Source organism: Streptomyces sp. NPDC054956 (genome assembly GCF_053609185.1).
In genome coordinates, this window is record NZ_JBSGXB010000004.1 from 50,287 (window position 1) to 75,136 (window position 24,850).

Below are 24,850 nucleotides of genomic sequence, written 5' to 3' on the forward strand. Positions count from 1 at the left end.
TGCTCGCCCTGCTCCACCGCAGGTCAGAGCCCGCTCGGCCCCCTGCTCGCTGGCTGCTCGCGGCGACTACCGAGCAGGGCGCGAGCAGACCGTGAGCAACCCCTGACCTGCAACGGAGCAGCGCCGAGCTGCGTCGAGCAGGCGGACAAACCAGGATGAACCAACCATCGAAGGAGTCGTCATGGGCAAGACCTGGAGCTACGGCAACCGGCGCGATCGGAAGGACTTCATCCGCTCGCTTCGCAAGGGCAAGACCGTCTACGTCATCGACACCCCTCAGCACGCCGGCCAGGCCCACCTCTGGAACCACGCCCAGACCTGGACCGCCCACACGGTCGGCGGCAAGCACCCCCTCCTCGGCGAGTGGTACTTCGGCACCGACGCCAGCAACACCGCCGAAGGCTTCCTCGGCTGGCACGGCACCGTCTACGAAGACCAGCCTGAGCACGTTCCCCACCACTCCGACCCGATGATGGACGTCCGCGACGAGGGATACGGGCCGTCCCGCACCTGGGAGAAGGAGACGCGGAGGCTCAACAGCGCCGAGTACAGGAACCTGCACACGCGCGAGGCAGAGGCGAAGGGCCAGTACGACGAGGACCGCAAGGCCAAGCGGCGGTTCTGGTGACCCGGGCCCTGCTCGCCCCCGCCCCGACCAGGGCGGCGGCTCTCACCTTCGACGAGAAGCTCGCACTGTCCCCGCTCGCCATGGACGCCCGCCTCGACTTCGCCGGGCTGACCTTCGACGTGAACACGGCCAGCATCCCTGCCGAAGCGCCCGAGATCCTGTCCGCACCGGCGCTGGCCTCGGCCCCGCAGCCGGTCACGGTCGACGACGTCCTGCGGGAAGCCCGCCGCCTGATCGCTGCACACGGTTGGATCCGCCAGTACGTCGGCCGCGCGGAGACCGGCTACTGCCTCATCGGCGCCATCCGGAAGGCGGCTGGCGGGAACCGCGCGCTGGAGGACGCAGCCGAGGGGCTCATGCTCGAGCGGATCCGCGCCCAGTTCCCCGAAGCGATCTCGGTCGGCCAGTGGAACGACAGCCAGGCCGGGCCGACGCCGGTACTTCGGATGCTCGGCTAGCTACCGCTCCACCGACAGGCCCTCGCCGCCCGCGGGGGCCTGCGGCGTGGGTACGGCCCGCGCGACCCAGCGGGTACCGCCCACCTGCGCCGGCCGGAGGGTGACCGTCACCTCGACGCCGTGCTGGCGGAGCAGGCCGAGCAGTGCCAGAGCCTCCGCGCACTCCTGTGCTGAGTCAGCCGCGATGCCGAAGGAGACCCCCATGCTCGGCATTGTGCCGGGCGCGGGGGTCTCGGGGTGTACGGACGACGGGAGTTACGCCTGATCGGGCGCCCACTCCGGCAGGTAGTCCGGGTGGTCGGCGTAGGGTAGGGCGAGCGCGCGGAGGATCGGGCACTCGCTGACGTCCGGAACGATCGGTTCGTCATCGCCGTAAAGGCCGCACCCGGCGCAGCGCCGGTCATCCTCCGGCGCCTCCCCATCCCGTAGTCCGAAGGCGGCCATCTTGGGGGAGACGACTGCGGGGATGTTGTGTAGGAGGAGGATGCGCCGCTTGGCGTCGACCTCGACGAGGACCCGGGCTGGGTTATGGCGGGCGACGTGCTCGATCATCTCTCCGAGGTCGGGAGTCCCCTTGCCGTCAGGCATCCCCGCCCACTGCTCAAGGTGGACGACCTCCCGAAAGTCCGGACCGTCAGCCATGACATGGGCCATCCATCCCCGGTCCGCCACATCCCACGGCGTCGGATAGAACTCGGCCATGCGCTTTGCGGACCGCTCGTCGGCATCGAAGCAGGCGTGGAGGAATTGCACGAGGTCGTCCATGCCAGCATTGTGGCTCGAACGCACCTTCCTTGACTCCAAGATCTCGCATATGTCACAGTGCCCTCAGCGAGATACTCGTGTGTCCGCATCCTCTAAGCCCCCAGCCTCGCCGGGGGCTTTTCGCGTTCCTGGGGGTGGCATGGAACTCCACGAGCTGTACCCCGACGACTTCGTCTTCGAGAACGAAGCCACCGAGGCCACGGGAGTGCCGGGCCCGGTCATTCGTCAGTGGGCACGCCGCGGCAAGATCCGGCGGTTCCCAGGACGGCCCGGCGAGTACGCGGGCAACGGGCGCGAGCACAAGACGATGTACGCGCTCCCCGAGATCCAGGAACGGGCCGCGAGCTACCGGCCGATGCCGCAGCGGAATCCCAAGGCAGTCTGACCGCGAGGAGGTGCCGCCATGAGCTTTCCTTCTGGCACCCCGACGGTCACCCTGGTCGGCAGGATTCCGTCCGCCGTCGCCGGCGTTGGCTACGCGGGTCTGATCGACTGCAGGCCGAGCGCCTACCTCGTCGACTCGACTCGGCACGCGGTATACCCCGGGGGAGGCAAGGTCGCTTTCGCGAGCGACGGCACCTTCTCCGTTGTCCTGCTGCCGTGCGATGCAGCCGGCGTGCAGCCCGAAGGCTGGCGATGGCACCTCGACCTCCAGCCCAAGGGCGGCCGGAGGATCCAGTTCTACGCCAACATCGTCGGCACCGGCACGGTGTACTTCGACACCTTGACGCCCGTTCCGGCGCCAGGTGGAGGGCCGGGCGGCGGAGGCAGTGCGGTCTCCTCGGTCAACGGCATGATCGGCGCCGTGGTTCTCGATGCCGACGACGTCGATGCCGACCCGGAGGGGGCCGCGGCGACCGCCGTCTCGGCGCACGCCGTAGCAACAGACCCGCACGGGGACCGGGCCGCAGCCGCGGCATCCCTCGCCTCCCACGAGGCCGACACGACGTCCGTGCACGGCATCGCCAACACCGCGGCACTGGAGACACAGGCGGGGTCGCAGGCCAAGGCTGACGCAGCTCAGGCGGCGGCTACAGTCACGGCAGCCGCGGACGCCACCTCCAAGGTTGCTGCTCACGAGGCGGACACCACCGCGGTCCACGGGATCGCGAACACTGCCCTCCTCGAGACCGGAGCCGGCGCACAGAGCAAGGCGGACGCCGCCCAGGCCGCCGCCATCTCCACGGCTGCAGCCGACGCCACGACGAAAGTCGGCGCCCATACCGCAGCGGGCGACCCGCACGGGGATCGCGCGGACGCGGCCAGCAAGTACCTGGCCAAGACGGCCAACCTGTCCGACCTCGCCAGCCCGGCCACAGCGCGCACCAGCCTTGGCCTCGGCGGCGCCGCCACCCTCTCGGTCGGCACCGCCGCGGGTACCGTCGCCGCCGGCGATGATGCCCGGTTCCCCTCCGCGACACCCTGGGTCTTCGACATCGCCAGCTACGGCGCTGTCGGTGACGTCCGGACCGCGACGGACGCCGCCATGACCTCCGGAAGCGCCGTACTCACCTGCGCCTCCGGACCGTTCACCGTTGCCTCGAGCCCCGTTGGAAAGTACGTCATCGTCAAGGGCGCTGCGGCAACCGGCGTGACCAGCCACATCGCCACCATCGCCAGCAGGCAGAGCGACACCCAAGTCACCCTCGCCAGCAATGCGGCGACCACCGTCACCGGCGCCCTCCTCGTCTGGGGCACGGACAACACGACCGCCATCCAGGCTGCGACTGACGCGGCTGAGGCGTACCTGGCCGCCGGGAACCGCTACGCGCAGGTCTACACGCCGCCGCGCCCGTACCTGATCGCCGGACCGCTCAACAACAGCAAGAGCGGCAACGGCCAGATCGTCTTCGGCGTCTATGCGACCTCCGCCAACAAGCCGATCCTTGAGTTCCGCGGCGCAAGCGACGGCGCCGCAGCAGTCCGGCACTGGCAGCAGACCGTTCCCCAACTCGCTGGCAGCTGCTGGGTGTCCGCCGGCGTGTACGCCTCGACATCCGCGCAGATCAACAACATCAACGCCGACGGCAACCCAGGCGTGTTGAGCGGGCCGAACGAAGGCTTCGGGTACGGGCAGGCCGCGCTGTACAGCAACGTCATGCCGGTCATCCGCAACATGACCATCCTCACCACCCACAGCTCATTCGGGCTGACCTACGGCGCCGCGAACCTGTACGGCTGCGCCAACGCGCACATCGAGAACCTCGGCATCGGCACCCTGGGCACCGTGGCCAGCCCGTCCACCGACTACACCTCACCGGGTGTCTTCGGGACCGGCCTCAGCGTCGGCCTCCTGCTCCCCGCACCGGGAAACAACGACAACATCATCGCGAAGAACGTGTCGGTAGGCGGCGGCTACACCTACGCCATGTTCATCACCGAGCACGCCGTCGTCGACCGCTACATGGCGCTCTACTGCTGGGCCGGCCTCGTCGCGGTCGGCACCTACGCCGGGTCCGTCGGCTCCGTCCACGCGATGCTGGTGCTCTCCGCCAGCATCGAGGCCTGCACCAACGACGTTTACATCATGGGCGCTGGCAGCAGCGGCATCGGTCCGATCATCGACATCATCCAGCTCAGCACCGAGTCCGGGACGCCCAACATCGCCGGAAACTCGACCGCCGCCATGAACGCGGCGCTGGGGACGATCCGACTCACAGGTCTCTTTACGGAGTCCGGAGTCAGCACCTCCGACCCGACCGGCATCGAGATCGTCAACGGCCAAGTGCCCCGGGCAATCAAGCGGAAGATAGGCGCGTTCACCTGCAGTCCGATCGACCGCACCCTCGTCTGTGACACCACGGAAGGCGCCTTCACCGGCACCCTGCCCGCCGCCGACTTCAATCCCGTCGAGTACGTCTTCAAAAACATCGGCTCGAACAACCTGACCGTGGCAACGACGAGCAGCCAGCTCATCTACACGACCAGCGGCACCGGAGCCGCAACGGCGACCGTCACCACCGGGCAGACCCTTCGCGTACAGGCCCTCTACAACGGCACTAGCTGGGGCTGGTACGCGGTCTAAGCGAGTGGCCAGCCGCGGCGCGGCGTCAGCACTGCAAGAGCTGAAGACCTAACCCTCGTTGCCGATCGAGGGGGCCCGGCCTCGGCCGAGAACCTGCAGCCGATCCCCAACGCCGGCCACGCTGTACTCCTGCACGAGGATCGCCCCCTCGCAGCCATCCGGCAGGCGCAGTACACCGTCATCCAAACCCTGAGCAGTGTCCGACGTGGAGAGGACCAGCTCGCCACCCCAGGAGCGGCGGCCATCGACATGTCGCACAACGGCGTCGCTGGTCATGACGTTCACCTCCTCAACGTCGTCCCAGAGCTCGGCATGCACCTCGTACTCGGTCACAGGGCCCACAAGGACGGCTGGGCCGCGGTAGATGTCTCGCATGGAGACAGTGTGCACCCGCCGGCTACTCGGGCTTGCGCTTCCACGGCCGTTCCCCCGGCTCCCAGTCCCGCTTCGGCTTCGGCAAGGGCCCCATCGGCTCCCTCGTGCCAGCCGTGGCCACGCCCACGCACAGCAGGATCAGCCCGCCAAGAACCATCGGCAGCAGTACGAAGCCCAGCACTGCACCAAGGATCAGGAGCGCAAGCCCCACCGCTGCCAGGCCCCTTGCCCAGTTCGGCTTCTGCTGCTCGTCCATGCCCACCCCTTAGCTCAGGCGCCACAGGCTAGACCCACGGAGGTGGACACGGTGGCCAGACGGACAGGATGGCGGGTCTGCTCGAAGCCCGGATGCCCAGAGTGGACCGACCAAGGGGGCCGCTGTCCCGATCATCGGCAGCAAGCTGAGGCGAAGCGGGGCAGCGCGGGACAGCGCGGGTACGGCGGTCCAGGCTGGCAGGCCGCCCGCCAGGTCGTGCTCAGCCGGGACAGGACCTGCGTCTGCCCCGAGACGGGGCATGGGCATGACGGGCCGTGCACTGTACCTGCGGCCGTAGCCGACCACTACCCGCACGAACGCCGCGACCTCATGGCGGCTGGCGTCCCCGACCCTGACGCGCCACACCGGATGCGCGGACTCTGCAGGCAATGCCATAGCCGCACCACCGCACCCCGAACTCCAGGCGGCTGGAACGCCTGACATAGCCCCTCGCGGCTGATCACGGCGAGCAGAAGCCCCCGACCCACTCCGGGTGTCGGGGGCTTCGCCATACCCGGAGGACCGAATGTCCAAGAGCGACTCATCTGTCAAGATCTGCACGGACGAGGGCTGCGGCCGACCGCTTCGAGCCCGCGGCCCGTGCTCCACGCACTACAACCAACGCCACCAGCCGCAGCGCCACGCTGCCCGGCCCGTGCCTTGCACGGCGTGCGGCACCCTGGTGCACCGCGCCACGAAGGGCAGGCAGCCTGCCTGTTCAATCCGGTGTCGAGCAGTCATACAGTTCGGCAGGGCAGGCAGCAGCGGGAGCGGGTACAGCTGGGCGCACGACGCTGCGATGCGCGCGGCACGAGCTGGTGCCACCGTGGTTGATCTCTTCGACCGAGCCGAGGTCTTCGGGCGAGACGGCTATCGCTGCTACCTCTGCCGCGCGCTGACCGACCCGAGCGTCTCCCAGTTCAGCCCGACCTACCCGACCGTCGATCACGTGGTGCCGCTGTCCAAGGGTGGCAGCCACACGCTCGGCAACGTCAGGACCGCCTGCCTTGGTTGCAACAGCCGCAAGCAAGATCGCCTCGTGGTGATCGCGAGCTGAGCTGGAGATCAACTCCCCTAGATCATCATGACTCAGGGTGACATTGATTCAAGATCACCCAGGGGGATATCCCAATGATCTTGGTCGCGAGTACCGCCGGGGAGGGCTGGAAACAGTTCGCCGGGTTCTGATCTTCATAGACGATCTTCGTTGTCACGCAAGGTGACGGCGCCTCCGCCGCGCAATGCGGCTAGTGGGAGTGATCAACATGACGAAGGGTGGAGCACGCGCACGCTCCGGGCCGGCGCCCGACCCCAACGCCCTGCGGCGTGACCGGGATGCCGGCGAATGGACTGTCCTTCCTGCCGATGGCCGCCTGGGCGCAACGCCTGACTGGCCGCTGACCGAGGAGAGCGTCCGGGAAGCCGAGCTGTGGGCGGACCTGTGGCGGAAGCCGCAGGCAATCATGTGGGAGCGGTTCGGTCAGGACGTCGAGGTGGCGCTGTACGTGCGCCGGCTGACGGAGGCCGAGTTGATGGACTCCCGGGTGAACCTGTCGACCCTGGTGCGGCAGATGGCCGACTCCCTGGGCCTGACAACCCCCGGGATGCGCGCAAACCGCTGGCGGATCACCGCTGATGAGCCGGTCCGGCCTCCGGCAACGGGGCGCCGTCCTGCCGTGCGGTCGTCGAGGTCCAGGCTGAAGGTCATTCCGGGCGATGGAGAGTAACGAGTTCGTCGTCGACTTCCCGACCCTCTGGGTTGCCTGCGACTGGATCGAGGCGCATTGCCGGGTCCCGGACGGCTTCCGCAAGGGCGATCCGTTCGAGATGTACGACTGGCAGCTGTGGTGCACCGCGAACCACTACCGGATCAAGCCCACGGCGCAGGTCGGGCAGCTCGCGCCAGCCTTCCATAACCGGCGCTCGCAGTGCGTGGCACCTCAGAAGACGGGCAAGGGCCCGTGGACCGCGGCGATCTGCGCGAACGAGGGCGTCGGTCCTGCCATCTTCGACGGATGGGCGGAAGGCGGGGAGGTCTACGATTGCCGGGACTATGGCTGCGGCTGCGGCTGGCAGTACGAGTATCCGACAGGCGAGCCGATGGCCATCCCGTGGCCGACACCGCTGGTGCAGATCACGGCGTTCTCTGAGGAGCAGACGGACAACGTCTACCGGCCGCTCCAGTCGATGATCCGAAATGGCCCGCTCGGTGAGCTCATGCGGGTGGGTGAGCAGTTCATTCGCCTGCCGAACGACGGCCGCATCGACGTCGTTACGAGCAGCGCCCAGTCCAGACTGGGCAATCCAGTGACGTTCGTCCTGCAGGACGAGACGCAGTTGTGGACCGTCGCGAACAAGATGGACCGAGTGGCCACGACACAGCGCCGCGGCGCCGCAGGCATGGGCGGCCGGACGATGGAGACCACGAACGCCTGGGATCCATCGCAGGACAGCGTCGCCCAGCGCACGTCAGAGGCGAAGGTCAAGGACATCTTCCGCTTCCATCGAGTCCCGCCGGCATCCCTGTCGTACAAGAACAAGGCCGAGCGTCGCCGGATCCACCGGTACGTCTACCAGGGCTCCACTCACGTTGACCTCGACGCCATCGAGGCCGAAGCGGCAGAGCTGATGGAGAAGGACCCAGACCAGGCGGAGAGGTTCTTCGGGAACCGCATCGTGTACGGCGCCGGCTCCTGGATGAACGGCGACGCCTGGGACGCCCTGGCGGAGCCGCGCGAGGTGCCGGACGGTACAGCGGTCGTGGGCGGCTTCGACGGTTCCGACATCGACGACTGGACGGCCCTGAGGCTTGAGACCCTCGATGGATACCAGTTCACTCCGACGTTTGGGCCGGATCAGCTGCCGACGGTCTGGAATCCGGCCGACTATGGCGGTCAGGTCCCGCGGCTGGAGGTCATGGCGGCGATCGACGAGGTGTTTGCCCGGTATCAGGTGGTGCGGCTGTACGCGGACCCGCCCTACTGGGAGTCCGAGATCGACACCGCTGCCGAGAAGTACGGCGAGAAGCGCGTGGTCCGTTGGTACACGTACCGGACGGTCCAGATGCACGCCGCGGCCGAGCGTCTGCTGACGGACGTGAACAAGTCCGACTCGGCCTTCCGGCACGACGGCTGCGTAACGACTGCGGCTCACGTCAGGAATGCGCGCAAAGCGGCACGGACGGGCGGCCGGTACGTACTCGGCAAGGCCAGCCCCTCCCAGAAGATCGACGCCGCTATCCCGAGCATCCTCGCCCATGAGGCCGCCGGTGACGCAGTGGCCGCCGGCCAGGCCCGCCCTCGGAAGAAGTCCAAGATGCTGATCATGAGATGAGGTGAGCCGTGGAGCGCACGGATCTGCAGTGGCTCACCCATCTGATCAAGTGCCACGACAAGGAACTGCCGGAGCTCCGGCGCCTGAACGCCTACTACGAAGGCACTCAGCCGCTGTCGTACATGGCACCCGAGTTGCAAGCCGAGCTCCAGGAGACCGTCCGACAGGTCGTCATCAACTGGCCACGTCTGGTCGTCGACTCCCTCGAGGAGCGTCTTGATGTGGAGGGTTTCCGCTTCCCTGGCGAGCCGTCGGCGGATGCGGAGTTGTGGCGGATCTGGCAGGCCAATGACATGGACGGCCAATCCCAGCAGGGGCACTTGGATGCGCTCGTAATGGGCCGCGCCTACGTGGTAGTTGGCAGCCGCGCCGACGACAAGGAGACGCCGCTGATCACGGTGGAGAGCCCCCTCGATATGCATGCCGAGCGCGATCCACAGACCCGCGAAGTCACTGCGGCGATCAAGCGCTGGTGCGAGGAGTCCGAGACCGGCAAGGTCGACCACGTGGCCCTGTACAGGCCGAACGCAACGTCCTGGTGGGTGAAGGAACGAGGCGACTGGATCGAGGATCCGGAGCATGCCCGGGACGATCACGGGATCGGCGAGGTCATGGTCGAGGTGCTCGCGAACCGGCCGCGGCTGAAGTGCCCGGACGGGGCGAGCGAACTGCAGGACGTCATCCCGCTATCGGACGCAGCCTGCAAGATCGCCACGGACATGATGGTGTCCGCCGAGTATCACGCGACGCCGAGGCGTGTCGCCTTCGGTTTCGGTGAGGAAGACTTCGTCGATGCCAACGGGCGTCGGGTCAGTGCCTTCTCGCGCATCATCGGCCGGATGTGGGCGACCGAGAAGAACAGGAAGGAAGACGGCGCGGACGTCATTCAGTTCAACGAGGCGTCCCTGTCGAACTTCCACGAGACCCTGAAGCAGCTTGCAACGCTCGTCGCGTCTCTGACCGGCATGCCGCCTCACTTCATGGGCTATGCCACCGACAACCCGGCTTCTGCAGACGCCATCCGCTCTTCCGAGACGCGGCTGGTGAAGCGTGCGGAGCGCCGACAGCGCGGAGACGGAGGCACCTGGGAGCGGGTCAACCGCAAGGTGCTCCGTATCAGGAACGGCGTGTGGGATCCGAGGGCGCGTGCCCTTGAGACCTTGTGGCGGGACGCTTCGACGCCGACCGTGGCGCAAGTCGCGGACGCCGCGGTCAAGAAGTTCACGGCCAAGATCGTGCCGTTGCGGCAGACCCGCGAAGACCTCGGGTACACGCAGGCCCAGATCGCACGTATGGAGAGTCAGGACCGTGAGGCTGCCGAGGACGCCATGCAGCGGATCCTGGCCGGCGACCTGGCGGCCCTGGACGCTGGCCCGAAGCCTCCTCCGGATGATCCCGTCGCGCTGGAGCCTGATCCGGTGGCGGCCTGATGGGTACGCCCACGCAGGTGCGCCGCCTGTCGCCGGAGGAACTTGCACAGGCCTACTACGTGACCCAGGCGCGGCAGGCTCGCGTGACGGCGGACAGGGTTCAGGTTCTGTGGCGAGAGCTGGACCGACGCGACCTCACCGGGTCGTGGGAGTCCTTGGTCGGCCCTGAGATCGTGCGCACGGTCGCCCTGGGGCAGGCTGCTGCGGCCTCAGGCTCCGACGAGTACGTCAGCGCTGTGGCTGCCGCCGAGGGGGACATCCCGGATGTCTCGGGCAAGGTCCGCATCGCCGCCTTCGCGGGCCGCGCCGCCGATGGGCGCCCGCTGGACTCGCTGCTCTACCTGCCAGTGATCACGACCAAGGAGTCGATCGCTGCTGGCCTCGACGAGACCGAGTCGATGATGCGGGGGCTGAATCAGCTCCTGCGCATGGCGGCCTCGGAGGTCGCAGACGCTGGCCGCGGCGCGACGGGCGTCGCCATCACGGCCAGCCGAACGATCAACGGGTACATCAGGGTGGTCAATCCGCCCGCCTGCGCCCGCTGCATCATCCTGGCTGGGAAGGAATTCGGGTGGAACGCAGGCTTTCAGCGGCATCCAAAGTGCGACTGCGTCCACATGCCCGCCAAGCTGATCAAGCGCGGCAGGCACCACCCGGGCGCCTTCGACCCGAAGGCCTACTTCCGCGGGCTCTCCACCGCTGAGCAGGACCGGATCTTCACTGCGGCCGGGGCGCGCGCCATCCGCGACGGCTCTTCGATGTCGTCTGTCGTCAACTCCAGGCGCGGTATGTACACCGCCGACGCCTACAGGCGGACTTTGGCCGCGACTCGCGAAGGCGTCACCCGCGCCGGCGCCTTCTACCGCGCCGAGCGGGCCGCGGCCATCGCCCGCGGCCGAGTGCCCGCCTCCGGGCGGGGCTTCCAGCTCCGCACCCCACGTCTCCTCCCAGAGGAGATCTACAAGCTCGCCAGCAGCCGCGATGAAGCCATCGCGATGCTTCGGCGCTTCGGCTATCTGACCTAGCCGACCTTCAAGGCTGGCGCGCAAGGCGTCGGCCTCGTCCCGCAACGGGAGCACATCAATGCAGAACACCCGACAGAGCTGGCTGCCCGCTGCCCATGGCGCGTGGTTCCGGCTGGACCGCCACGACGACCCCGAGCCGGCCGCCCCGCCGGAGCCTCAGGGAGATCCCGAGCCGGCCGATCCGGAGCCGGAAGGCGCCGATCAGCTCGGCGACAAGGGCAAGCAGGCCCTCGACCGGATGAAGGCCGAGAAGGCCGAAGCCAAGAGGGTCGCGGCGGCTGAGAAGAAGCGCGCCGACGACCTGGCCAAGAAGGTCGCTGAGTTCGAGGACCGCGACAAGACGGAGCTCGACAAGGCCACCGAGAAGGCGCAGAAGTCGGCCGAGCGCGAGGCCAGGGCGATCCGCCGTGCGGTGACCGCAGAGGTCAAGGCGGCAGCCGCCGACTTCGCGGACCCGGACGATGCAGCTGCCTTCCTCGACCTGAGCGGCTACTCCAGCGACGACGGAGAGATCGACACCGACGCCATCGCCGCCGACCTTGCCGCCCTCCTGGAGAAGAAGCCCCACCTGCGCCGCCAGGAGGCCACGCCGCCCAAGGCGCCCGCGCCCAAGCCCGATCCGGGCCAGGGTCCGCGGCCCAACGATCCGCCCGCCGACTTCCGTACCGCGTCCCGGGACGAGCTTCAGGCCGAACTGGCCAAGTCCGTTCCCGGATTCCGACTTCGTTGATCCGCATCCGGGCCCGCCTGGGCGGCGGCCGTACCTCCATTGAGGTCGACGGCCACGAGGAGCACGCGGAGGCCGGTCGGGTCTGCGCCGCGGTGTCGGCCATTACCCAAACCGCGCTGCTGGGCCTAGAGCAGGTCGCCCTTCAGCACCCGGACCTCGTGTCCGTCGAAATCACCCAGGAGTAGACATGTACGCACTGACTGCGGCCCGGCCGTGGTTCCAGCTCGGCCGTCACGATGTGCGGTCGACCGTCCCCGCCGCGATTCGCGCGATGATGCAGAACGGCATCCTCGACCGCGTCTTCCTGGAGGCCCTGCGGCCGGAGTTCATCTTCCCGGCCCTCGCCGACCCCGAGCCGTGGCAGGGCGGCCTCGGTGACACCAAGACCATGACCCGCAAGGGCCTCCTGACCCCGGTCACCACGGCCATCACCGGATCGGACACCTCGGCGGCCACCTACGGCATCGAGCAGTGGTCCGTGACGATGGACCAGTACGGCCAGGCCGTCGACACGAACATGCTGACATCAGCCATGGCCCTGTCCAGCAAGTTCCTCGCCGACGTCCAGACCCTGGGCATCAACGCGGGGCAGTCCCTGAACCAGATCGCCCGGAACAAGCTGTACAACGCCTACGCGGGCGGCCGAACCTGGTGCACCACCGCGGCGTCCACCGACACGTCGATGATCGTGCAGTCCTCGGCGGGCTTCACGCACGTCCTCGTCAACGGCGTCCCGACCGCGGTCTCCGCATCCAACCCGCTGACCGTGACCATCGAGGGCGTCGCCAACACGGTCACCGGCGTGTCCGGCAACACGCTGACGCTGGGCACGACGCGAGTGGACGTCGCCGGCGACTACATCGTGGCTGCGAACGCGCCGACCACGATCCGGCCGACGGGTGACACCGTCTACGACCTGACCGGCTCCAACACCGTCACGTTCGCCATGTTCAGGAGCGCGGTCACGCGCCTGCGGAAGATGAACGTGCCGACCGTCAACGGCTACTACGTCGCCCACATCGATCCCGACACGGAGGGGCAGCTGTTCTCCGACTCGGACTTCAAGCAGGCGCTGCAGGGGCGTGTCGATTCCCCGATCTACACCGATCTCTCCATCGGCCGGTTCGGCGGCATCGACTGGGTCCGCAACAACGAGTGCCCCACTCTCCTGGGTGGTTCGGCTGGCACGGTCACCGTGCACCGGCCGATCGTCTGCGGCGCCGGCGCCCTGGTCGCAGCCCCCTTCGAGGGGATGGGCGATCTGCTCCGCGGGACGGGAGTGGATGACGTCCCGGACATCGCGATGATCGAGGCCGCCCCGGGCGTCCAGGTCGCGCGGATCGTTCGCCCGCCGCAGGACCGCCTGCAGCAGACCCTGTCCACCTCGTGGTCCTGGGTCGGCGACTACGGTGTCCCGTCCGACAGCCTCGCCAACAGCGACGCTGCCCTCTTCAAGCGCGCCGTGGTCCTCGAGCACGCCTAACCGCCCCGCCGGGGCGGACGCGATCCGTCCCGGCTGCTCGAAGGAGACACCATGCTCGTGAAGGCGCTCGAGGCGCTCAGCCTGTACTACAACTACGGAATCGCGACGGTCGGAGCCGGCGAGGAAGTCAAGGGCGGACTCGCCTTGCACCTCCTGGAGACCGGCGCCAACGTCGAACCACTCGACGATGACGCCAAGGCCCATGGCCAGGAACTGGGGGAGGCTGACGACGGAGACTCCGACGATGGCCAGAGCCCCGACGCGGACAGCTTCCCGTCTGACGCCGAACTGGACATCGATGCCACTGCAGCCGACGTTCTCGCCTGGGTCGGCGAGGACTCCGAGCGGGCAGCAGCAGCCCTCGCCGCGGAGCTGGCCAAGGACAAGCCGCGCTCGACGCTGGTCAAGCAGCTCGAGAAGCTCGCCGACGCCGACGGCGAGTGAGGGGAGGCTGTCGTGGCACTTCCCCCGCTGGCCACGGCGGCCGACCTCGCTGCCGCTGGCGCCTCAGGGTCTGCGGAGGCCATGGATCTGGCGCTGAGGCGGGCCTCAGCCCGGGTCCGCCGTTACACCCGGCAGGACATCACCTTCGCGGCCGACGACACCCTCGAGCTGTCAGGCGGCGAGCGCGTCTTGCGTCTTCCGCAGTACCCGCTGGTCGTGGACGACGGCCACCTGTTGACCGTCATCGAGGTCGCGGATTTCAGCGGCATCGAGTGGACCGCAATCGAGGGGCGCGACTACTCCCGGCTCGGCAACGAGCTCACCCGCGGTTACCCCTGGCAGGCGCCCACTCGGCTGATGGGCTGGCCCTGGAATCGCGCCCAAGGGGTGTGGACTCCGAAGGTGCGCGTGACCTACTCGCATGGCTACGACGAGGTGCCTGATGACATCGTGGACGTGGTGCTCGACCTGGCGACCATGAACCTGTCGAACCCCGGCAACCTGCGTGAGGTGTCCATCGACGACTACCGGCAGGTGTTCGCCTCCGAGTCCATCGGCGGCGCCCGCTTGTCCAAGTCGCACAAGGAAGACCTGCGCTCGTATCGCAGGCCTGCATTCTCGGTCGTGCTGCAGTGAGCGCCCTCGAGGCCGCACTCGCTGCTGGCCGGCTCGCAGCTCTGGAGCTGCAACGGGAGACGATCTCGCTGTACCGGCCAGGAGCCGACGGCTTCAACTGGACCACCGGAACGGACACTCCGGCACCGGCCACGGTCATGTACACGGGTCCTGCCCGGGTGAAGCCGGCGGCTCAGTCCCGCGGTGAAGAGGTCGATGCCGGCGAGGCCAACGTGACGCTTCGCGAGTACACGGTGTCCGTCCCGTGGGACACCACGGTCAACCAGCTCCCGGCCGTGGGCGACCTCATAGACGTCTCGGCGTCTCCGGACGCCCGGATGGTCGGCCGGCGTCTGTGGGTGACGGGTCTCCAGTTCAGCTCGACGGCTACGGCCTGGCGAATCACCGCGGAGGACCGGTCATGACAGCAGACGTGCGCGAGCTGGTGCAGCTTGCTGTGGTCCTCGAGCGCAACATTCCGGAGGCCGAGCGCGGCATGGTTGCGGCGGTCACCCGGGGCGCGCTCAACGTGAAGAACGACTGGCGGGCCAACGCGCGCGCGAGCGCGGGCCGTCATGCTCGCCTGTACCCGAATTCGATCAGCTATGACGTCACCCCGATCCCGGGCGGCGCGCAGGCTGAGATCGGCCCTGACAAGGACAAACCGCAAGGGCCCCTGGGCAACTTGCTCGAATTCGGTTCGGTGAACAACGGGCCGCACAACGATGGCGGGCGCGCCCTGCTCGCCGAGGAGCCGCGATTCGCGGCCCAGGTCGCTGCGATCGTCGAGCGACTCGGGGCGCTGTAGTGGCGGCCCCGGACATCAAACCCCACGTCGATGCGGTCATAGCCGCCCTGACCACCGCGGGTCTCGTTGTGGGGGACGGCGGCGCTCCTCCTGCCGGATCGATCCCCCCGACGGGCATCTACGCGACGGTCTACTTCGATCCAGGCCAATCCCTCCCCGAGTCCCTCGCCGACCAGCGAACGAACTTCGCCCTGTCATTTCAGGTCACGACCGTCGGCCCGACAGCGGAGAAGTGCCGGTGGGCCGCCCAGCGCACCCGGATGGCCCTTCACGCCCCGCTGACCGTGGCTGGCCGCACGGCCTGGCGTCCGGAAGAACTGGGCGGGCCGTCGATCCAGCGCGATGACGATGTCTCGCCGCCGCTCTACTTCCTGCCGGTGCAGTACCGGCTGCAGTCCACGTCCTGATCGGAGATTCCCATGGCGCTCCTCGCGCAGCAGGTCGTCGCTCTGAGCGGCCTGACCCCGACCTATTCGGCTGCCGCCGCGTCCACCACGGTGACGTGCGGCGAACGGTCCTTCCTCCACGTCAAGAACACCAACGGCAGCAGCATGACGGTCACGCTCACCTCGACGGCCAGGGTCCGCGGCCAGCTCGCGGCGGACGTGGTCGTCACGGTGCCCGCGACGACCGGCGACAAGCTGATCGGCCCGATCACCGCCGATCTCTTCGCCAGCGCGGCCGACGGCGTCAGTGCCTCGATCACGTACTCCAGCACGACCAGCGTCACCGTCGCCAGTCTGGTCATCTGACCTTCACCCGCGTCCTGCTCGCCCCGTCTGGACGGGGCCTTTTTCATGCCCTGGAGGGCCCATGTCCGACCTCATCAGCGACGGCAAGACCCGGGTGGTCTGGGCGTCGTCCATCGCGAACATCGCTGCACCGACCACGACCGAGCTGAATGCCGGCTCCGACTTCACGACCCGCATCACCCCGGACGGGCTCAAGCTGGACCCGTCCACGGCGGACGTCGACACGTCGAGCCTGGCCTCGACGTTCGACACCAAGACTGTCGGCCGCGTTGGCTTCGACGTCGAGGTGACCTTCAAGCGTGGCTCGACGGGCGGCGAGGATCTCCCGTACACCACACTCAAGTACGGCGTATCCGGCTACCTGATCGTGCGCCGCGGCGTGGACTACGCCACCGCCTGGGCGGCCTCCCAGAAGTGCGAGGTCTACCCGATCACCTGCGGCGAGCCGGCGAACTCGAGCCCCGCCGCCAACGAGGTCATGAAGTTCATGTCTCCGATGCGGGTCACGTCGGCGCCGTCGACTGCCGCGACGGTGGCCTGATGCCCGATATCTCAGAGATCCTCAAGAAGGCGAAGCGGCGGCAGAAGTCTGTCTTCCTCTGCCTGGCGGGGGACGCGGTTGCCGAGCTGGAGGGGCTGGAAGCGCAGCTCGCCAAGCTCGGCGACGCCTGGCAGCCCGACAGCCTCGCCGCATCTGACCCGCGGGCCAAGCTCGCGGAGCAGGTTCACGCCGCGCGGGAGCGTGTGCGCGCGAGCGAGACACAGTTCCGGTTCCAGGCGCTGGGCGATCGCGAGTGGAGTGACCTCCATGCCGCACACCCCGCGAAGGAGAAGGGGCAGGCGTGGGACCCGGAGACGTTCGCCCCCGCTCTGATCGCGGCCTGTTCGGTCGACCCTGTCATGTCGGTCGAGCAGGTCCGCGAGCTCTTCGAGCTGCTCAACGCCGGGCAGCGTGACGTCCTCTGGCAGGGTGCCTACGACGCAAACGTGGAGGCCACGGGCATCCCTTTCTCGTTGAACGCCTCCGGAATCCTGGACTCAATCATCGCCGCGAAGTAGAGACCGCGCGGGCCTGGGGTGTGCCGCGGTCCGTCTTCATGGGGCGTGCTGTGGCGACTGGCGAGCCGCTCTGGCTCGACGAGGACCGGGCTTGGGCTCTGGCCCTCGCCGAGATTGAGCGGGACTCGTGCCCTGACTGCGGCCAGCCGTGGTCTGAAGCGAGCGCCGCCGAAAGCGAGTTCCAGTACGACGTCGCCCTCCTCCGCTGCCACGCCTGCGCTGCTGGCGCCCGGAAGGCTCACGCCCACCAGGAATCCGGCGGCGACGCCAAGGGGCTGCACATTGCGATCACGAGACGGGGGTAGCCCGTGACCACTCGCACCGTGCGGGTCCTGCTGACTGGCACCGCCACCCCGTACATCAACGCAACGCAGCAGGCAGCGCGGGCCACGCAGGTGGCTTCTCGGCAAATCGAGACGTCGATGCGGGCGGCGACGAACTCGTCGTCGGCGGCCCTGCAGAACATGGCGCGCGCGGCGGAGACGCAGGGGGCACGGGCCGCGGGGGCAATGAACCGTGCTGCTGCCGTGTCCGAGGCGCAGATGCGCCGGGTTGGCGCGAACGGCACGGCCGCGCTGAACCAGGTCGGCGTAGGCGCCGCCCAGGCGGCTGCCAGCATGACGACCGTGGCGTCCGCCGCTACGGCGGCGGCCGCGACGACCGCCCGGCAGTGGACTGGCGCGGGCGGAGCGGTCACGCGGGTATCGGCGGCGGCACGTGCTGCCGCAGCTGCTGACGCAGGCCGGCTGGCATCCGCTTGGTCGTCGGCGGCCGCGGCGATCGGCGGGGGCATGCGCTTCGCGGCGCACTCCGTCGGCACGAGCATGGTGGAGGTCGCCAACAGCTCCACCAAGACCTTGAAGGCCGTCCGCGCGGCGTCCCTCGGCCTCGTGGCGGTCTTCGGACTGGCTGCTGCCGCCGCAGCTCGCTTCGACAAGGCCATGAGCGAGGTCCGCGCGGTCACCGGCGGCAACGCCGACGAAATGAAGGCGCTGTCGAAGGCCGCTCTGGCCGCCGGCCAGGCAACGGTCTACTCGGCGACGCAGGCAGCCAACGCAGAGGCTGAACTCGCGCGCGCGGGCATCTCGACCGCAGACATCATCGGCGGAGCCCTGAAGGGCAGCCTGGACCTTGCCGCGTCGGGGCAACTCGAACTCGGCGAGTCCGCGATCATCAGCGCCCAGGCAATGAACGCCTTCAAATTGCGAGGCGGCGACGTCGGACACATCGCCGACGTCATCTCCGCCGGAGCCGGCAAGTCTGCGACGAACGTGCACGCCATGGGCCTGGCGTTCCGGCAGGCAGCCCTGCTCTCCTCGCAGACCGGGCTGTCGCTGGAGCAGACCGTGGGCACGCTCAGCCTCTTTGCCCAGAATGCCCTCGTCGGCTCGGATGCCGGTACCTCGCTGAAGGTCATGCTTCAGCGGCTGGTGCCGCAGTCCAAAGAGGCCGCCAACATGATGCACGAGATCGGCTTCTCGGCCTACGACGCCTCCGGCAACTTCATCGGGCTGACGGCCCTGGCCGACATGATGAAGACCTCCTTCTCGAAACTCACGCCGGAAGCCCGGAACGCAGCCATGGCTACGATTTTCGGCAGCGATGCCGTGCGTGCCGCGACGGTCCTCTACGAGGCTGGCGGCAAGGGCATCGACCAGTGGGTCGGGGCCGTCAACGACGCCGGGTACGCCACCCGCGTCGCCGCCACGATGACGGACAACCTGTCCGGCGACCTGGAACGCCTCAAGGGCGCCCTCGAGACCGCCCTGATCACCTCGGGTTCTTCCGGAAACAAGATCCTGCGCGAGATGGCCCAGTCTCTGGCGGGAGTGGTGAACTGGTACAACCAGCTGTCACCCGCCCTGCAGTCCAACGTGACGATCCTCGCGGGGCTTGTCGGCGTTCTCGGCTTCGTCGGCTCCAGCCTGCTTCTGATGCTGCCCCGCATCATGGCGGTCCGCGCCGAGCTGGTCGCGCTGGGGGTCACGGCCGCCCGTACCCGCGCCGCGCTGATGAGCATCGGAGGCCTCACGGTCATCCTTGCGACGCTCGGAGCCATCGCCTACGGAATCGACAAGCTGTCCCAGCGATTCCGGGAGGCCCCGCCCAACGTCAACCGCCTGGCTGAATCGCTGGTGGACTTCGCCCAGAAGGGCAACACGTCGGGCGAGATGGCCCGGCTCTTCGGCAAGAATCTCGACAAGGTCGGCGAGGCCGTGGCCCGCATCGCCCACCCGGGTGGACTCGATCGGGTCGAGGACTTCTTCAGCACGTTCGACCCCAACGCGGACGCCGGCCCCAGCCTTGAAGCGGCACGCGAGAAGATCAAAGCCCTCGACGAAGCCCTCGCCGGCCTCGTATCGGGCGGCGCCACCGATGAGGCCGCGAAGAACTTCGAGCGGATGGCCGCCGAGGCTGCAAAGCACGGGACGTCGGCGGAGAAGCTGATGACGCTGCTCCCGCAGTACGACAGCGCCCTCGCGGCGAACAGTACGCAGGCCAAGCTGGCCGCTGGCTCGCAGAAGCAGCTCGGCGATGCAACCAGCATGACCGCCGACCAGCTGCAGGACACCCGCTCGGAAGCCGACAAGCTGAAGGACAGCCTCGCCTCCCTCAATGGGGTCGCGATCAGCGCGGCGGAGAAGGAGATCTCCTTCCGGGCATCGCTGGCCGATCTCACGGACACGGTGAAGGAGAACGGCCGCAGCCTCGACATCACGAGCGAGGCTGGCCGGAAGGTCAAGTCGAGCTTCCTCGACGCAGCGCAGGCTGCGATGGCGCACGCTCAGGCGGTCGCCGAACAGAAGGACAGCATTCAGGCGGGCAACGCTGTCCTCGAGCAGGACATCGTTCTGCTGCGTCGCCAGATGGAGCAGTCGGGGTTCTCGAAGCAGGCGATCGATGGCCTGCTGAGCTCCTACGCCAAGATGCCGACCAACGTGGAAACGAAGGTCGGCGCACCGGGGGCGACTCAGGCCACGGCGGAGATGGAGGCCCTTCGACAGAAGATCGCCGCCACCCCGGCAGGTAAGTCCGTGACCGTCACGGCCCCCACGGCCGGCGCGATCGGCGAGCTGACGAAGCTGGGCTACAAGGTCGAGACGCTGCCGGACGGCCGGGTCACGATCACGGTGCCCACGTCGGGTGCGGTACAGGCCCTGGATGGCCTGCAGGCCCGGATCAACTCGCTTCAGGGCCGGACCATCGGCGTCGGCGTCTATCTGAAGGCAACCGCTTCCGACGCGGACGCCAATGGCATCCCGGACCTGATCCAGGCTCGCCGAGATGGCGGCCTGGTCGGCTACGCCGGCGGCGGGGCTATCCGCGGCTACCCCACGGGCGGTGCGGTCCGCGGCCCGGGCTCTGGAACGTCGGACAGCATCCTGGCCCGGATCAGCAACGGGGAGTACGTCGTAAGAGCAGCGAGCGTGCGCCAGTACGGCGTGGCCATGCTCGACCAGCTCAACGCTGGACAGCTATCGACTGCGGGCTACACCGCGCGCCCGGCCGCGCAGTACGGCGTCAGTCACAACGCCAGCCAGGTCACCAACAACAAGACCAACAACGTGACGCTCAACGGCGCGAAGCAGTCCTCCGCCGAGCAGGTCGCCGAGGTCATGCGACACCTCGCCTTCACCAACTGAGAGGCAGGTGAGCACCCTTGCCGTACATTCCCGGCGCGAGCCTCGGCGGACGACGGGTCGACCTCGGCGGCATCTCGCTCGGCATGGTCGATGCCGCCGGCGTGGCCTGGCACCTGCAGACACTGGAAGGCTGGGACGGCCCAGACCAGCGCGCCGAGTACTCGCTTCGCGAGGCTGACCACGGCGCCTGGGCCGCTCCGGTCTACCTGAACCAGCGCCCCATCACTCTGGCGGGCAAGATCGAAGCCGCCGACATCACTGCCCTGGACACGGCGATGGAGCAGCTGATAGCGGCCGGCTCCCTCACGGACACCACGCTCACCGTGTACGAGACGACACCGAAGCGGGCGACGGTGCGGCGATCTGGCTCGCCACTCCTGCGGCCGATCACGGATCGGATCGCCCAGTACTCCCTACTGGTCACGGCCGCAGACCCGCGCCGCTACAGCACCACTCTGCAGTCCCAGTCCACCGCGCTGCCGACCGTGACCGGCGGCCTGACGCTGCCGATCACCTTGCCGATCACCATCTCCACGACGATGGTCTCGGGCTCGATCACCCTCTCCAACGCCGGGTCTATAGCGACACGGCCGACGCTGACGATCACCGGCCCGGTTGTCACGCCGACGGTCGTCGCCGCTCTGCCTGGCGGGGCCGTGACCCAGATCGCCTACGGCGCCACCTTGCAGGCGGGCGATGTGCTGGTCATCGACAGCGCCGCCCGAACTGTCGTCCTAAACGGCACCGCCAGCCGGCGCCTCTACTTCTCCGGTACCTGGCCAGAGGTCCCCGCAGGGTCCAGCGTCACCTATTCCTGGTCCTCCCCTGTCTACGAACCGACCGCGCTGCTGACCGGCACCTGCCGCTCTGCCTGGATGTGAGGAGGCCACTGTGGCCAGCACCGATCCGCTCTGGCTCCCGTCGCTCTCCTACGACGAGACCGAGCTCCGCAAGATGGACTCGGCGCTGGTCATGGCCGACGGCACAGCCCTCGGCTCGCGCGCGGGTATTCGCCCCGGAGACCCAGGGCTGGACGTAAGCCTGGCCGGCACCACCGTCAACGTCACCGCAGGCACCGCCACGCTCTACCGGTCGACACAGGCCGTGTACCGGGCACAGCTCGCCGCGACATCGCCGGGCACACTGACCGCCGCCAACGCGACGTTCAGCCGCATCGACTTGGTCTATCTGCGCGTGTGGGACACGTCTGTCGACTCGAGCGGCCTCCGGAAGGCCGACACGGTCTATCTCGCGGGTACCGCCTCGGCGTCGCCTGTCGCTCCGACGCCGGGCGCCACCGAGATCTATATCCCCCTCGCCACGATCACCGTCCCCTCCACGGGCGGCGGCGGCACTGGTGCGGCTACGGTCTCCAGCGCGGTGCGGCAGGTGACCGTAGCCCCGGGCGGCATCCTGCCCGTCTCGCTGGCCGCGGACATCGCTGCGTCAGGCCTGTACGCCGGCCAGGTTCGCTACAACACGGTGAGCGGGGTCTTGGAGATCTGGTCCGGATCCGTCTGGCAGCCCCAAGGCATATGGAGCGCATATACGCCGACGTGGACGGCGAGCACCACCAACCCCACGTTGGGCAACGGAACGTTGACAACCCGCTGGGCCCGCGTTGGCCGCATGGTCACCTGGGTGGGAACGGTAGACCTTGGCAGCACATCCAACGGGGGCACCGGCGTCTGGCAGATGTCTCTGCCGGTCGCGGCGGCTTCAGGCGCGGGCTTCCCGGCATGGCGTGGCACCGCAAGCTACTTCAAATCGGGCGACAACGATTACGCCGGCCAGAGCCTCACCGTGGGCTCCACCGGGCTGGCCTTCGTCGTGAAGACGGACACCGCCGCCAAAGCCTTCTCCAACGTCACCAACCTCGTACCTGTCGCGGCGGCGAACGGGAACAGCCTCACGTGGTCCATCACGTATGAGGCAGCCAGCTGATGGCGGCTGTCGAGATCACATGGCTGGCGTGCGATCTGCGGACCGGCCGAATCGCGGAGGAACTGCCAGCCATGCGGGCCACGGGGCCCCTTTCCCGGCGGATCGGATCAGTCACCAACACCAGCCTGTCCCTGGCCCTCGCCGGCGCCCCCCGCGAGTGGGAGGCGGCAACCGACCCGGCCCGTACCCTGCTCGTCGCCATCGACAGGGCGACCGCCGTACCGCTGTGGTCAGGCATCCCGCTGCCGCGCGTCGGCGGCTCCTCCAACACGGTGACGTTCGCCGCCGCATCCAGCGAGTGCTACTTGGGCCGCCGGTACGCCGCATACACCGGCACTGGCGTCGATCGGTCCACGGTGATGGCCGGCGTGGCCGGGGTCCTGCTCACGCAGGGGCCGCCGTTCGTCATCGACGACGTCGCCACCGGCTCAACGATGGCCTACGCGGTGGCCGACGAGGACGATAAGTCCGTCCTCTCCGTGCTTCAGGAGCTGGACGGCCAGGACGGCGCCCCCGAATGGACCGTCGACACCGCCTGGGCGGACGCCGGACAGACCAGCGTCGAGCTGATCCTTCGCATCCACCCCAAGATCGGCATCCAGCCCGAAATTCCGGCGACGGTCTTTGACATGCCAGGCTGCGTCGCCGACTACAGCCTCACCGAAAGCTACGAGCATGATCGGGGCGCCACGCAGGTCATCGCCCGAGGCGACAGCCAAGGAGGCGGCCGGGCCACCAGCAGCGTCCACACCGCCGACGACCTCCTTGCTGCCGGCTGGTCGCTGTGGGAGTACCGCTACAGCCCAGGCGCCGGCGTCACAGACGAGACCCAGCTCGACGCGCACGCCGCCGCGAGCCTCGCCCTGATGCGTACCGGCTCCCGGGCATGGACGCTGCAGGCCGCCGCCTCTGCGGCCCCGCGTCTGGGTACCGACTGGGCGCTCGGCGATTCCATCACCCTCGCCGTCGCCGCTGGAGTTTCGCCGCGGCACCCGGCCGGCGTCCTTGTCACCGCCCGCGCCTGGGGGTGGGAACTGGATGCCGCCGCCGACAAGCTCACGCCGATCCTGCTGGAGGACTGATGCGCAGGCAGGACCAGTTTCCCAGCCAGTTGTCCGACGTCGGACGCACCCTCGCCGGCGTCCGACGCGAGCTCGCCGAACGCGCCGCCAACCTCATGCCCAGACTGCGCCGGTCGGATGGGACCACCGCCGCCACCATCGGCGATACCTGGGCGTGGCACGACCGGTCGGGCAACACGATCCTCAGCGAGGACGCCAACACGTGGGGACTTGGCCGCCCCTGGCTGCCCATTCCCATGACGCCCAGCATCTCTTTCACGGCCACCAGCTGGACCAGCGTCTACCGCGGCACCTGGCACGCCCAGAACCCCACGATCTTCGCCGAGTACACCCTGTCGGCGCCCTCGACGACGACGTGCCAGGCCCGGCTGATGCTCGAGGTAGGAACCGTCCAGGTCCAGCTCGGCTCGACGCTGACCGCCTCCGCCGCAGAGGTGGCCGCCAGCTACACGGTCGACGCCGTCGCCCACGGACTGTCCTTTGGCCAGAACGGGCTGCTGTTTCTGCAGGTCCAACGGACCGCGGGCGCGGGTACGTGCACCCTCTGGTCCCACGGCCTGTGGGGCCGCCAATCCTAGGGAGACCACGTGATCCCCGACCCGACCGAGCCGTGGGGCATCGCCCTCGACTACATGGGCCGCGCCATCGACCCGGTCATCGAGCAGGGCCTGTCTGTGACCGTCTGGATAGCCGACGCCGAACCCAGCCGCCGCGACACTCCCACGGTGAACGCCCAGATCGTCGTCATGAGCCCCGACTGGACCATGACCGCGCAGCTCGCGCTGGTCTCCCTGCCGGCCTACACCGGTACCACGTGGACGCCGAACCCGCAAATCGTGAAGACCGCCGTCGAGCAGGCGGCAGTGGTTGCGATCGGCCACCTGGAATGGCTCGCCACCCTCATCCCCACCACCTGAGCACTCAGCCCCGGACCGCGTTGTCCGGGGCTCCGTTCGCCGGACCGGCCTCCCATCAGCCGTCCCCGCTCCGGGGC

Annotated in this window: 30 protein-coding genes; 26 read left to right on the forward strand and 4 right to left on the reverse strand. The window is 68.5% G+C overall.

Translation table 11 applies throughout. The features are described 5' to 3' along the window. The first annotated feature begins 181 nt into the window (after positions 1-181). Complete coding sequence (locus ACWGDE_RS01680) at positions 182-628, forward strand: hypothetical protein (RefSeq protein WP_453386950.1); 447 nt, start codon at positions 182-184, stop codon at positions 626-628. Further along, positions 625-1,086, forward strand: coding sequence for a DUF6197 family protein (locus ACWGDE_RS01685; protein ID WP_453386951.1), 462 nt, complete (start codon positions 625-627; stop codon positions 1,084-1,086). Before ACWGDE_RS01680 ends, ACWGDE_RS01685 begins: the two co-directional genes overlap by 4 nt. On the opposite strand, the gene ACWGDE_RS01690 is transcribed toward ACWGDE_RS01685, so the two are convergent. Continuing rightward, the gene (locus ACWGDE_RS01690; protein WP_453386952.1) at positions 1,087-1,290 is read right to left on the reverse strand and encodes a hypothetical protein; all 204 of its coding nucleotides are present in this window, start codon (positions 1,288-1,290) and stop codon (positions 1,087-1,089) included. A gap of 51 nt (positions 1,291-1,341) precedes the next feature. Further along, positions 1,342-1,851 carry a DUF6221 family protein gene (locus tag ACWGDE_RS01695; protein ID WP_453386953.1) on the reverse strand — a complete coding sequence of 170 codons (510 nt, stop codon included), beginning with the start codon at positions 1,849-1,851 and terminating at the stop codon, positions 1,342-1,344. A 139-nt stretch (positions 1,852-1,990) separates the two neighbouring features. Between ACWGDE_RS01695 and ACWGDE_RS01700 the strand changes: the two genes are divergently transcribed. Both ACWGDE_RS01700 and ACWGDE_RS01705 read left to right on the forward strand, forming a co-directional pair. Beyond that, the gene (locus ACWGDE_RS01700) at positions 1,991-2,236 is read left to right on the forward strand and encodes a hypothetical protein (protein WP_453386954.1); all 246 of its coding nucleotides are present in this window, start codon (positions 1,991-1,993) and stop codon (positions 2,234-2,236) included. Positions 2,237-2,254: 18 nt separating this feature from the next. Beyond that, on the forward strand, positions 2,255-4,876 hold the full coding sequence (locus tag ACWGDE_RS01705; RefSeq protein ID WP_453386955.1) for a hypothetical protein: 2,622 nt from the start codon (positions 2,255-2,257) through the stop codon (positions 4,874-4,876). 48 nt (positions 4,877-4,924) lie between these two features. Here ACWGDE_RS01705 and ACWGDE_RS01710 read toward each other — a convergent pair whose 3' ends face one another. Continuing rightward, on the reverse strand, positions 4,925-5,251 hold the full coding sequence (locus tag ACWGDE_RS01710) for a hypothetical protein (RefSeq protein WP_453386956.1): 327 nt from the start codon (positions 5,249-5,251) through the stop codon (positions 4,925-4,927). 22 nt (positions 5,252-5,273) lie between these two features. Beyond that, positions 5,274-5,507: a hypothetical protein gene (locus ACWGDE_RS01715; RefSeq protein WP_453386957.1), complete on the reverse strand. Its 234-nt coding sequence runs from the start codon at positions 5,505-5,507 to the stop codon at positions 5,274-5,276. Positions 5,508-6,306: 799 nt separating this feature from the next. Between ACWGDE_RS01715 and ACWGDE_RS01720 the strand changes: the two genes are divergently transcribed. The 22 genes from ACWGDE_RS01720 (at position 6,307) to ACWGDE_RS01825 (ending at position 24,773) form a co-directional block, all read left to right on the forward strand. After that, a complete protein-coding gene (locus ACWGDE_RS01720) occupies positions 6,307-6,564 on the forward strand; it encodes an HNH endonuclease (RefSeq protein ID WP_453386958.1) in 258 nt (85 codons plus the stop codon). 199 nt (positions 6,565-6,763) lie between these two features. Next, a complete protein-coding gene (locus ACWGDE_RS01725; protein WP_453386959.1) occupies positions 6,764-7,234 on the forward strand; it encodes a hypothetical protein in 471 nt (156 codons plus the stop codon). Next, positions 7,224-8,840 (forward strand): hypothetical protein, encoded by a 1,617-nt coding sequence (locus ACWGDE_RS01730; protein ID WP_453386960.1) that lies wholly within the window; start codon positions 7,224-7,226, stop codon positions 8,838-8,840. Before ACWGDE_RS01725 ends, ACWGDE_RS01730 begins: the two co-directional genes overlap by 11 nt. An 8-nt stretch (positions 8,841-8,848) precedes the next feature. Continuing rightward, positions 8,849-10,270, forward strand: coding sequence for a phage portal protein (locus ACWGDE_RS01735; RefSeq protein ID WP_453386961.1), 1,422 nt, complete (start codon positions 8,849-8,851; stop codon positions 10,268-10,270). Next, positions 10,270-11,295, forward strand: coding sequence for a hypothetical protein (locus tag ACWGDE_RS01740; protein WP_453386962.1), 1,026 nt, complete (start codon positions 10,270-10,272; stop codon positions 11,293-11,295). The genes ACWGDE_RS01735 and ACWGDE_RS01740 overlap by 1 nt, the downstream gene beginning before the upstream one ends. A 58-nt stretch (positions 11,296-11,353) precedes the next feature. After that, complete coding sequence (locus ACWGDE_RS01745; protein WP_453386963.1) at positions 11,354-12,025, forward strand: hypothetical protein; 672 nt, start codon at positions 11,354-11,356, stop codon at positions 12,023-12,025. Continuing rightward, positions 12,022-12,210 (forward strand): ribosomal-processing cysteine protease Prp, encoded by a 189-nt coding sequence (locus ACWGDE_RS01750; RefSeq protein ID WP_453386964.1) that lies wholly within the window; start codon positions 12,022-12,024, stop codon positions 12,208-12,210. The genes ACWGDE_RS01745 and ACWGDE_RS01750 overlap by 4 nt, the downstream gene beginning before the upstream one ends. Positions 12,211-12,212: 2 nt before the next feature. Beyond that, complete coding sequence (locus ACWGDE_RS01755) at positions 12,213-13,508, forward strand: hypothetical protein (protein ID WP_453386965.1); 1,296 nt, start codon at positions 12,213-12,215, stop codon at positions 13,506-13,508. Positions 13,509-13,559: 51 nt separating this feature from the next. Next, positions 13,560-13,952, forward strand: a complete 393-nt coding sequence (locus ACWGDE_RS01760) for a hypothetical protein (protein WP_453386966.1) — start codon at positions 13,560-13,562, stop codon at positions 13,950-13,952. Positions 13,953-14,033: 81 nt separating this feature from the next. Beyond that, positions 14,034-14,588 carry a hypothetical protein gene (locus tag ACWGDE_RS01765; RefSeq protein ID WP_453386967.1) on the forward strand — a complete coding sequence of 185 codons (555 nt, stop codon included), beginning with the start codon at positions 14,034-14,036 and terminating at the stop codon, positions 14,586-14,588. Further along, the gene (locus tag ACWGDE_RS01770; RefSeq protein WP_453386968.1) at positions 14,585-14,992 is read left to right on the forward strand and encodes a DUF6093 family protein; all 408 of its coding nucleotides are present in this window, start codon (positions 14,585-14,587) and stop codon (positions 14,990-14,992) included. Before ACWGDE_RS01765 ends, ACWGDE_RS01770 begins: the two co-directional genes overlap by 4 nt. Next, positions 14,989-15,375, forward strand: a complete 387-nt coding sequence (locus ACWGDE_RS01775; protein WP_453386969.1) for a hypothetical protein — start codon at positions 14,989-14,991, stop codon at positions 15,373-15,375. The genes ACWGDE_RS01770 and ACWGDE_RS01775 overlap by 4 nt, the downstream gene beginning before the upstream one ends. Continuing rightward, on the forward strand, positions 15,375-15,782 hold the full coding sequence (locus ACWGDE_RS01780; RefSeq protein WP_453386970.1) for a hypothetical protein: 408 nt from the start codon (positions 15,375-15,377) through the stop codon (positions 15,780-15,782). Before ACWGDE_RS01775 ends, ACWGDE_RS01780 begins: the two co-directional genes overlap by 1 nt. 12 nt (positions 15,783-15,794) lie before the next feature. Continuing rightward, positions 15,795-16,127, forward strand: a complete 333-nt coding sequence (locus tag ACWGDE_RS01785) for a hypothetical protein (protein WP_453386971.1) — start codon at positions 15,795-15,797, stop codon at positions 16,125-16,127. Between the two features lie 61 nt (positions 16,128-16,188). Beyond that, positions 16,189-16,668, forward strand: a complete 480-nt coding sequence (locus tag ACWGDE_RS01790; RefSeq protein ID WP_453386972.1) for a phage tail tube protein — start codon at positions 16,189-16,191, stop codon at positions 16,666-16,668. After that, on the forward strand, positions 16,668-17,186 hold the full coding sequence (locus tag ACWGDE_RS01795) for a hypothetical protein (protein ID WP_453386973.1): 519 nt from the start codon (positions 16,668-16,670) through the stop codon (positions 17,184-17,186). Before ACWGDE_RS01790 ends, ACWGDE_RS01795 begins: the two co-directional genes overlap by 1 nt. A 308-nt stretch (positions 17,187-17,494) precedes the next feature. Beyond that, entirely contained in the window at positions 17,495-20,830 is a 3,336-nt protein-coding gene (locus ACWGDE_RS01800; RefSeq protein WP_453386974.1) for a phage tail tape measure protein, read from the forward strand. A gap of 17 nt (positions 20,831-20,847) precedes the next feature. Next, the gene (locus tag ACWGDE_RS01805) at positions 20,848-21,711 is read left to right on the forward strand and encodes a phage distal tail protein (RefSeq protein WP_453386975.1); all 864 of its coding nucleotides are present in this window, start codon (positions 20,848-20,850) and stop codon (positions 21,709-21,711) included. A gap of 10 nt (positions 21,712-21,721) precedes the next feature. Beyond that, positions 21,722-22,774 (forward strand): hypothetical protein, encoded by a 1,053-nt coding sequence (locus ACWGDE_RS01810; RefSeq protein WP_453386976.1) that lies wholly within the window; start codon positions 21,722-21,724, stop codon positions 22,772-22,774. After that, entirely contained in the window at positions 22,774-23,856 is a 1,083-nt protein-coding gene (locus ACWGDE_RS01815; protein WP_453386977.1) for a hypothetical protein, read from the forward strand. Before ACWGDE_RS01810 ends, ACWGDE_RS01815 begins: the two co-directional genes overlap by 1 nt. Beyond that, positions 23,856-24,434, forward strand: a complete 579-nt coding sequence (locus ACWGDE_RS01820) for a hypothetical protein (RefSeq protein ID WP_453386978.1) — start codon at positions 23,856-23,858, stop codon at positions 24,432-24,434. Before ACWGDE_RS01815 ends, ACWGDE_RS01820 begins: the two co-directional genes overlap by 1 nt. A 9-nt stretch (positions 24,435-24,443) precedes the next feature. Continuing rightward, entirely contained in the window at positions 24,444-24,773 is a 330-nt protein-coding gene (locus ACWGDE_RS01825) for a hypothetical protein (RefSeq protein WP_453386979.1), read from the forward strand. Positions 24,774-24,850 lie beyond the last annotated feature (77 nt).

Excerpts from the sequence above, each read along its gene's own strand:
- ACWGDE_RS01680 (WP_453386950.1), top strand. The coding sequence starts at position 182 with ATGGGCAAGACCTGGAGCTACGGCAACCGGCGCGATCGGAAGGACTTC.
- ACWGDE_RS01690 (WP_453386952.1), bottom strand. The coding sequence starts at position 1,290 with ATGGGGGTCTCCTTCGGCATCGCGGCTGACTCAGCACAGGAGTGCGCG.
- ACWGDE_RS01695 (WP_453386953.1), bottom strand. The coding sequence starts at position 1,851 with ATGGACGACCTCGTGCAATTCCTCCACGCCTGCTTCGATGCCGACGAG.
- ACWGDE_RS01700 (WP_453386954.1), top strand. The coding sequence starts at position 1,991 with ATGGAACTCCACGAGCTGTACCCCGACGACTTCGTCTTCGAGAACGAA.
- ACWGDE_RS01705 (WP_453386955.1), top strand. The coding sequence starts at position 2,255 with ATGAGCTTTCCTTCTGGCACCCCGACGGTCACCCTGGTCGGCAGGATT.
- ACWGDE_RS01710 (WP_453386956.1), bottom strand. The coding sequence starts at position 5,251 with ATGCGAGACATCTACCGCGGCCCAGCCGTCCTTGTGGGCCCTGTGACC.
- ACWGDE_RS01715 (WP_453386957.1), bottom strand. The coding sequence starts at position 5,507 with ATGGACGAGCAGCAGAAGCCGAACTGGGCAAGGGGCCTGGCAGCGGTG.
- ACWGDE_RS01720 (WP_453386958.1), top strand. The coding sequence starts at position 6,307 with ATGCGCGCGGCACGAGCTGGTGCCACCGTGGTTGATCTCTTCGACCGA.
- ACWGDE_RS01730 (WP_453386960.1), top strand. The coding sequence starts at position 7,224 with ATGGAGAGTAACGAGTTCGTCGTCGACTTCCCGACCCTCTGGGTTGCC.
- ACWGDE_RS01740 (WP_453386962.1), top strand. The coding sequence starts at position 10,270 with ATGGGTACGCCCACGCAGGTGCGCCGCCTGTCGCCGGAGGAACTTGCA.
- ACWGDE_RS01745 (WP_453386963.1), top strand. The coding sequence starts at position 11,354 with ATGCAGAACACCCGACAGAGCTGGCTGCCCGCTGCCCATGGCGCGTGG.
- ACWGDE_RS01755 (WP_453386965.1), top strand. The coding sequence starts at position 12,213 with ATGTACGCACTGACTGCGGCCCGGCCGTGGTTCCAGCTCGGCCGTCAC.
- ACWGDE_RS01760 (WP_453386966.1), top strand. The coding sequence starts at position 13,560 with ATGCTCGTGAAGGCGCTCGAGGCGCTCAGCCTGTACTACAACTACGGA.
- ACWGDE_RS01765 (WP_453386967.1), top strand. The coding sequence starts at position 14,034 with ATGGATCTGGCGCTGAGGCGGGCCTCAGCCCGGGTCCGCCGTTACACC.
- ACWGDE_RS01775 (WP_453386969.1), top strand. The coding sequence starts at position 14,989 with ATGACAGCAGACGTGCGCGAGCTGGTGCAGCTTGCTGTGGTCCTCGAG.
- ACWGDE_RS01785 (WP_453386971.1), top strand. The coding sequence starts at position 15,795 with ATGGCGCTCCTCGCGCAGCAGGTCGTCGCTCTGAGCGGCCTGACCCCG.
- ACWGDE_RS01790 (WP_453386972.1), top strand. The coding sequence starts at position 16,189 with ATGTCCGACCTCATCAGCGACGGCAAGACCCGGGTGGTCTGGGCGTCG.
- ACWGDE_RS01795 (WP_453386973.1), top strand. The coding sequence starts at position 16,668 with ATGCCCGATATCTCAGAGATCCTCAAGAAGGCGAAGCGGCGGCAGAAG.
- ACWGDE_RS01815 (WP_453386977.1), top strand. The coding sequence starts at position 22,774 with ATGGCGGCTGTCGAGATCACATGGCTGGCGTGCGATCTGCGGACCGGC.
- ACWGDE_RS01820 (WP_453386978.1), top strand. The coding sequence starts at position 23,856 with ATGCGCAGGCAGGACCAGTTTCCCAGCCAGTTGTCCGACGTCGGACGC.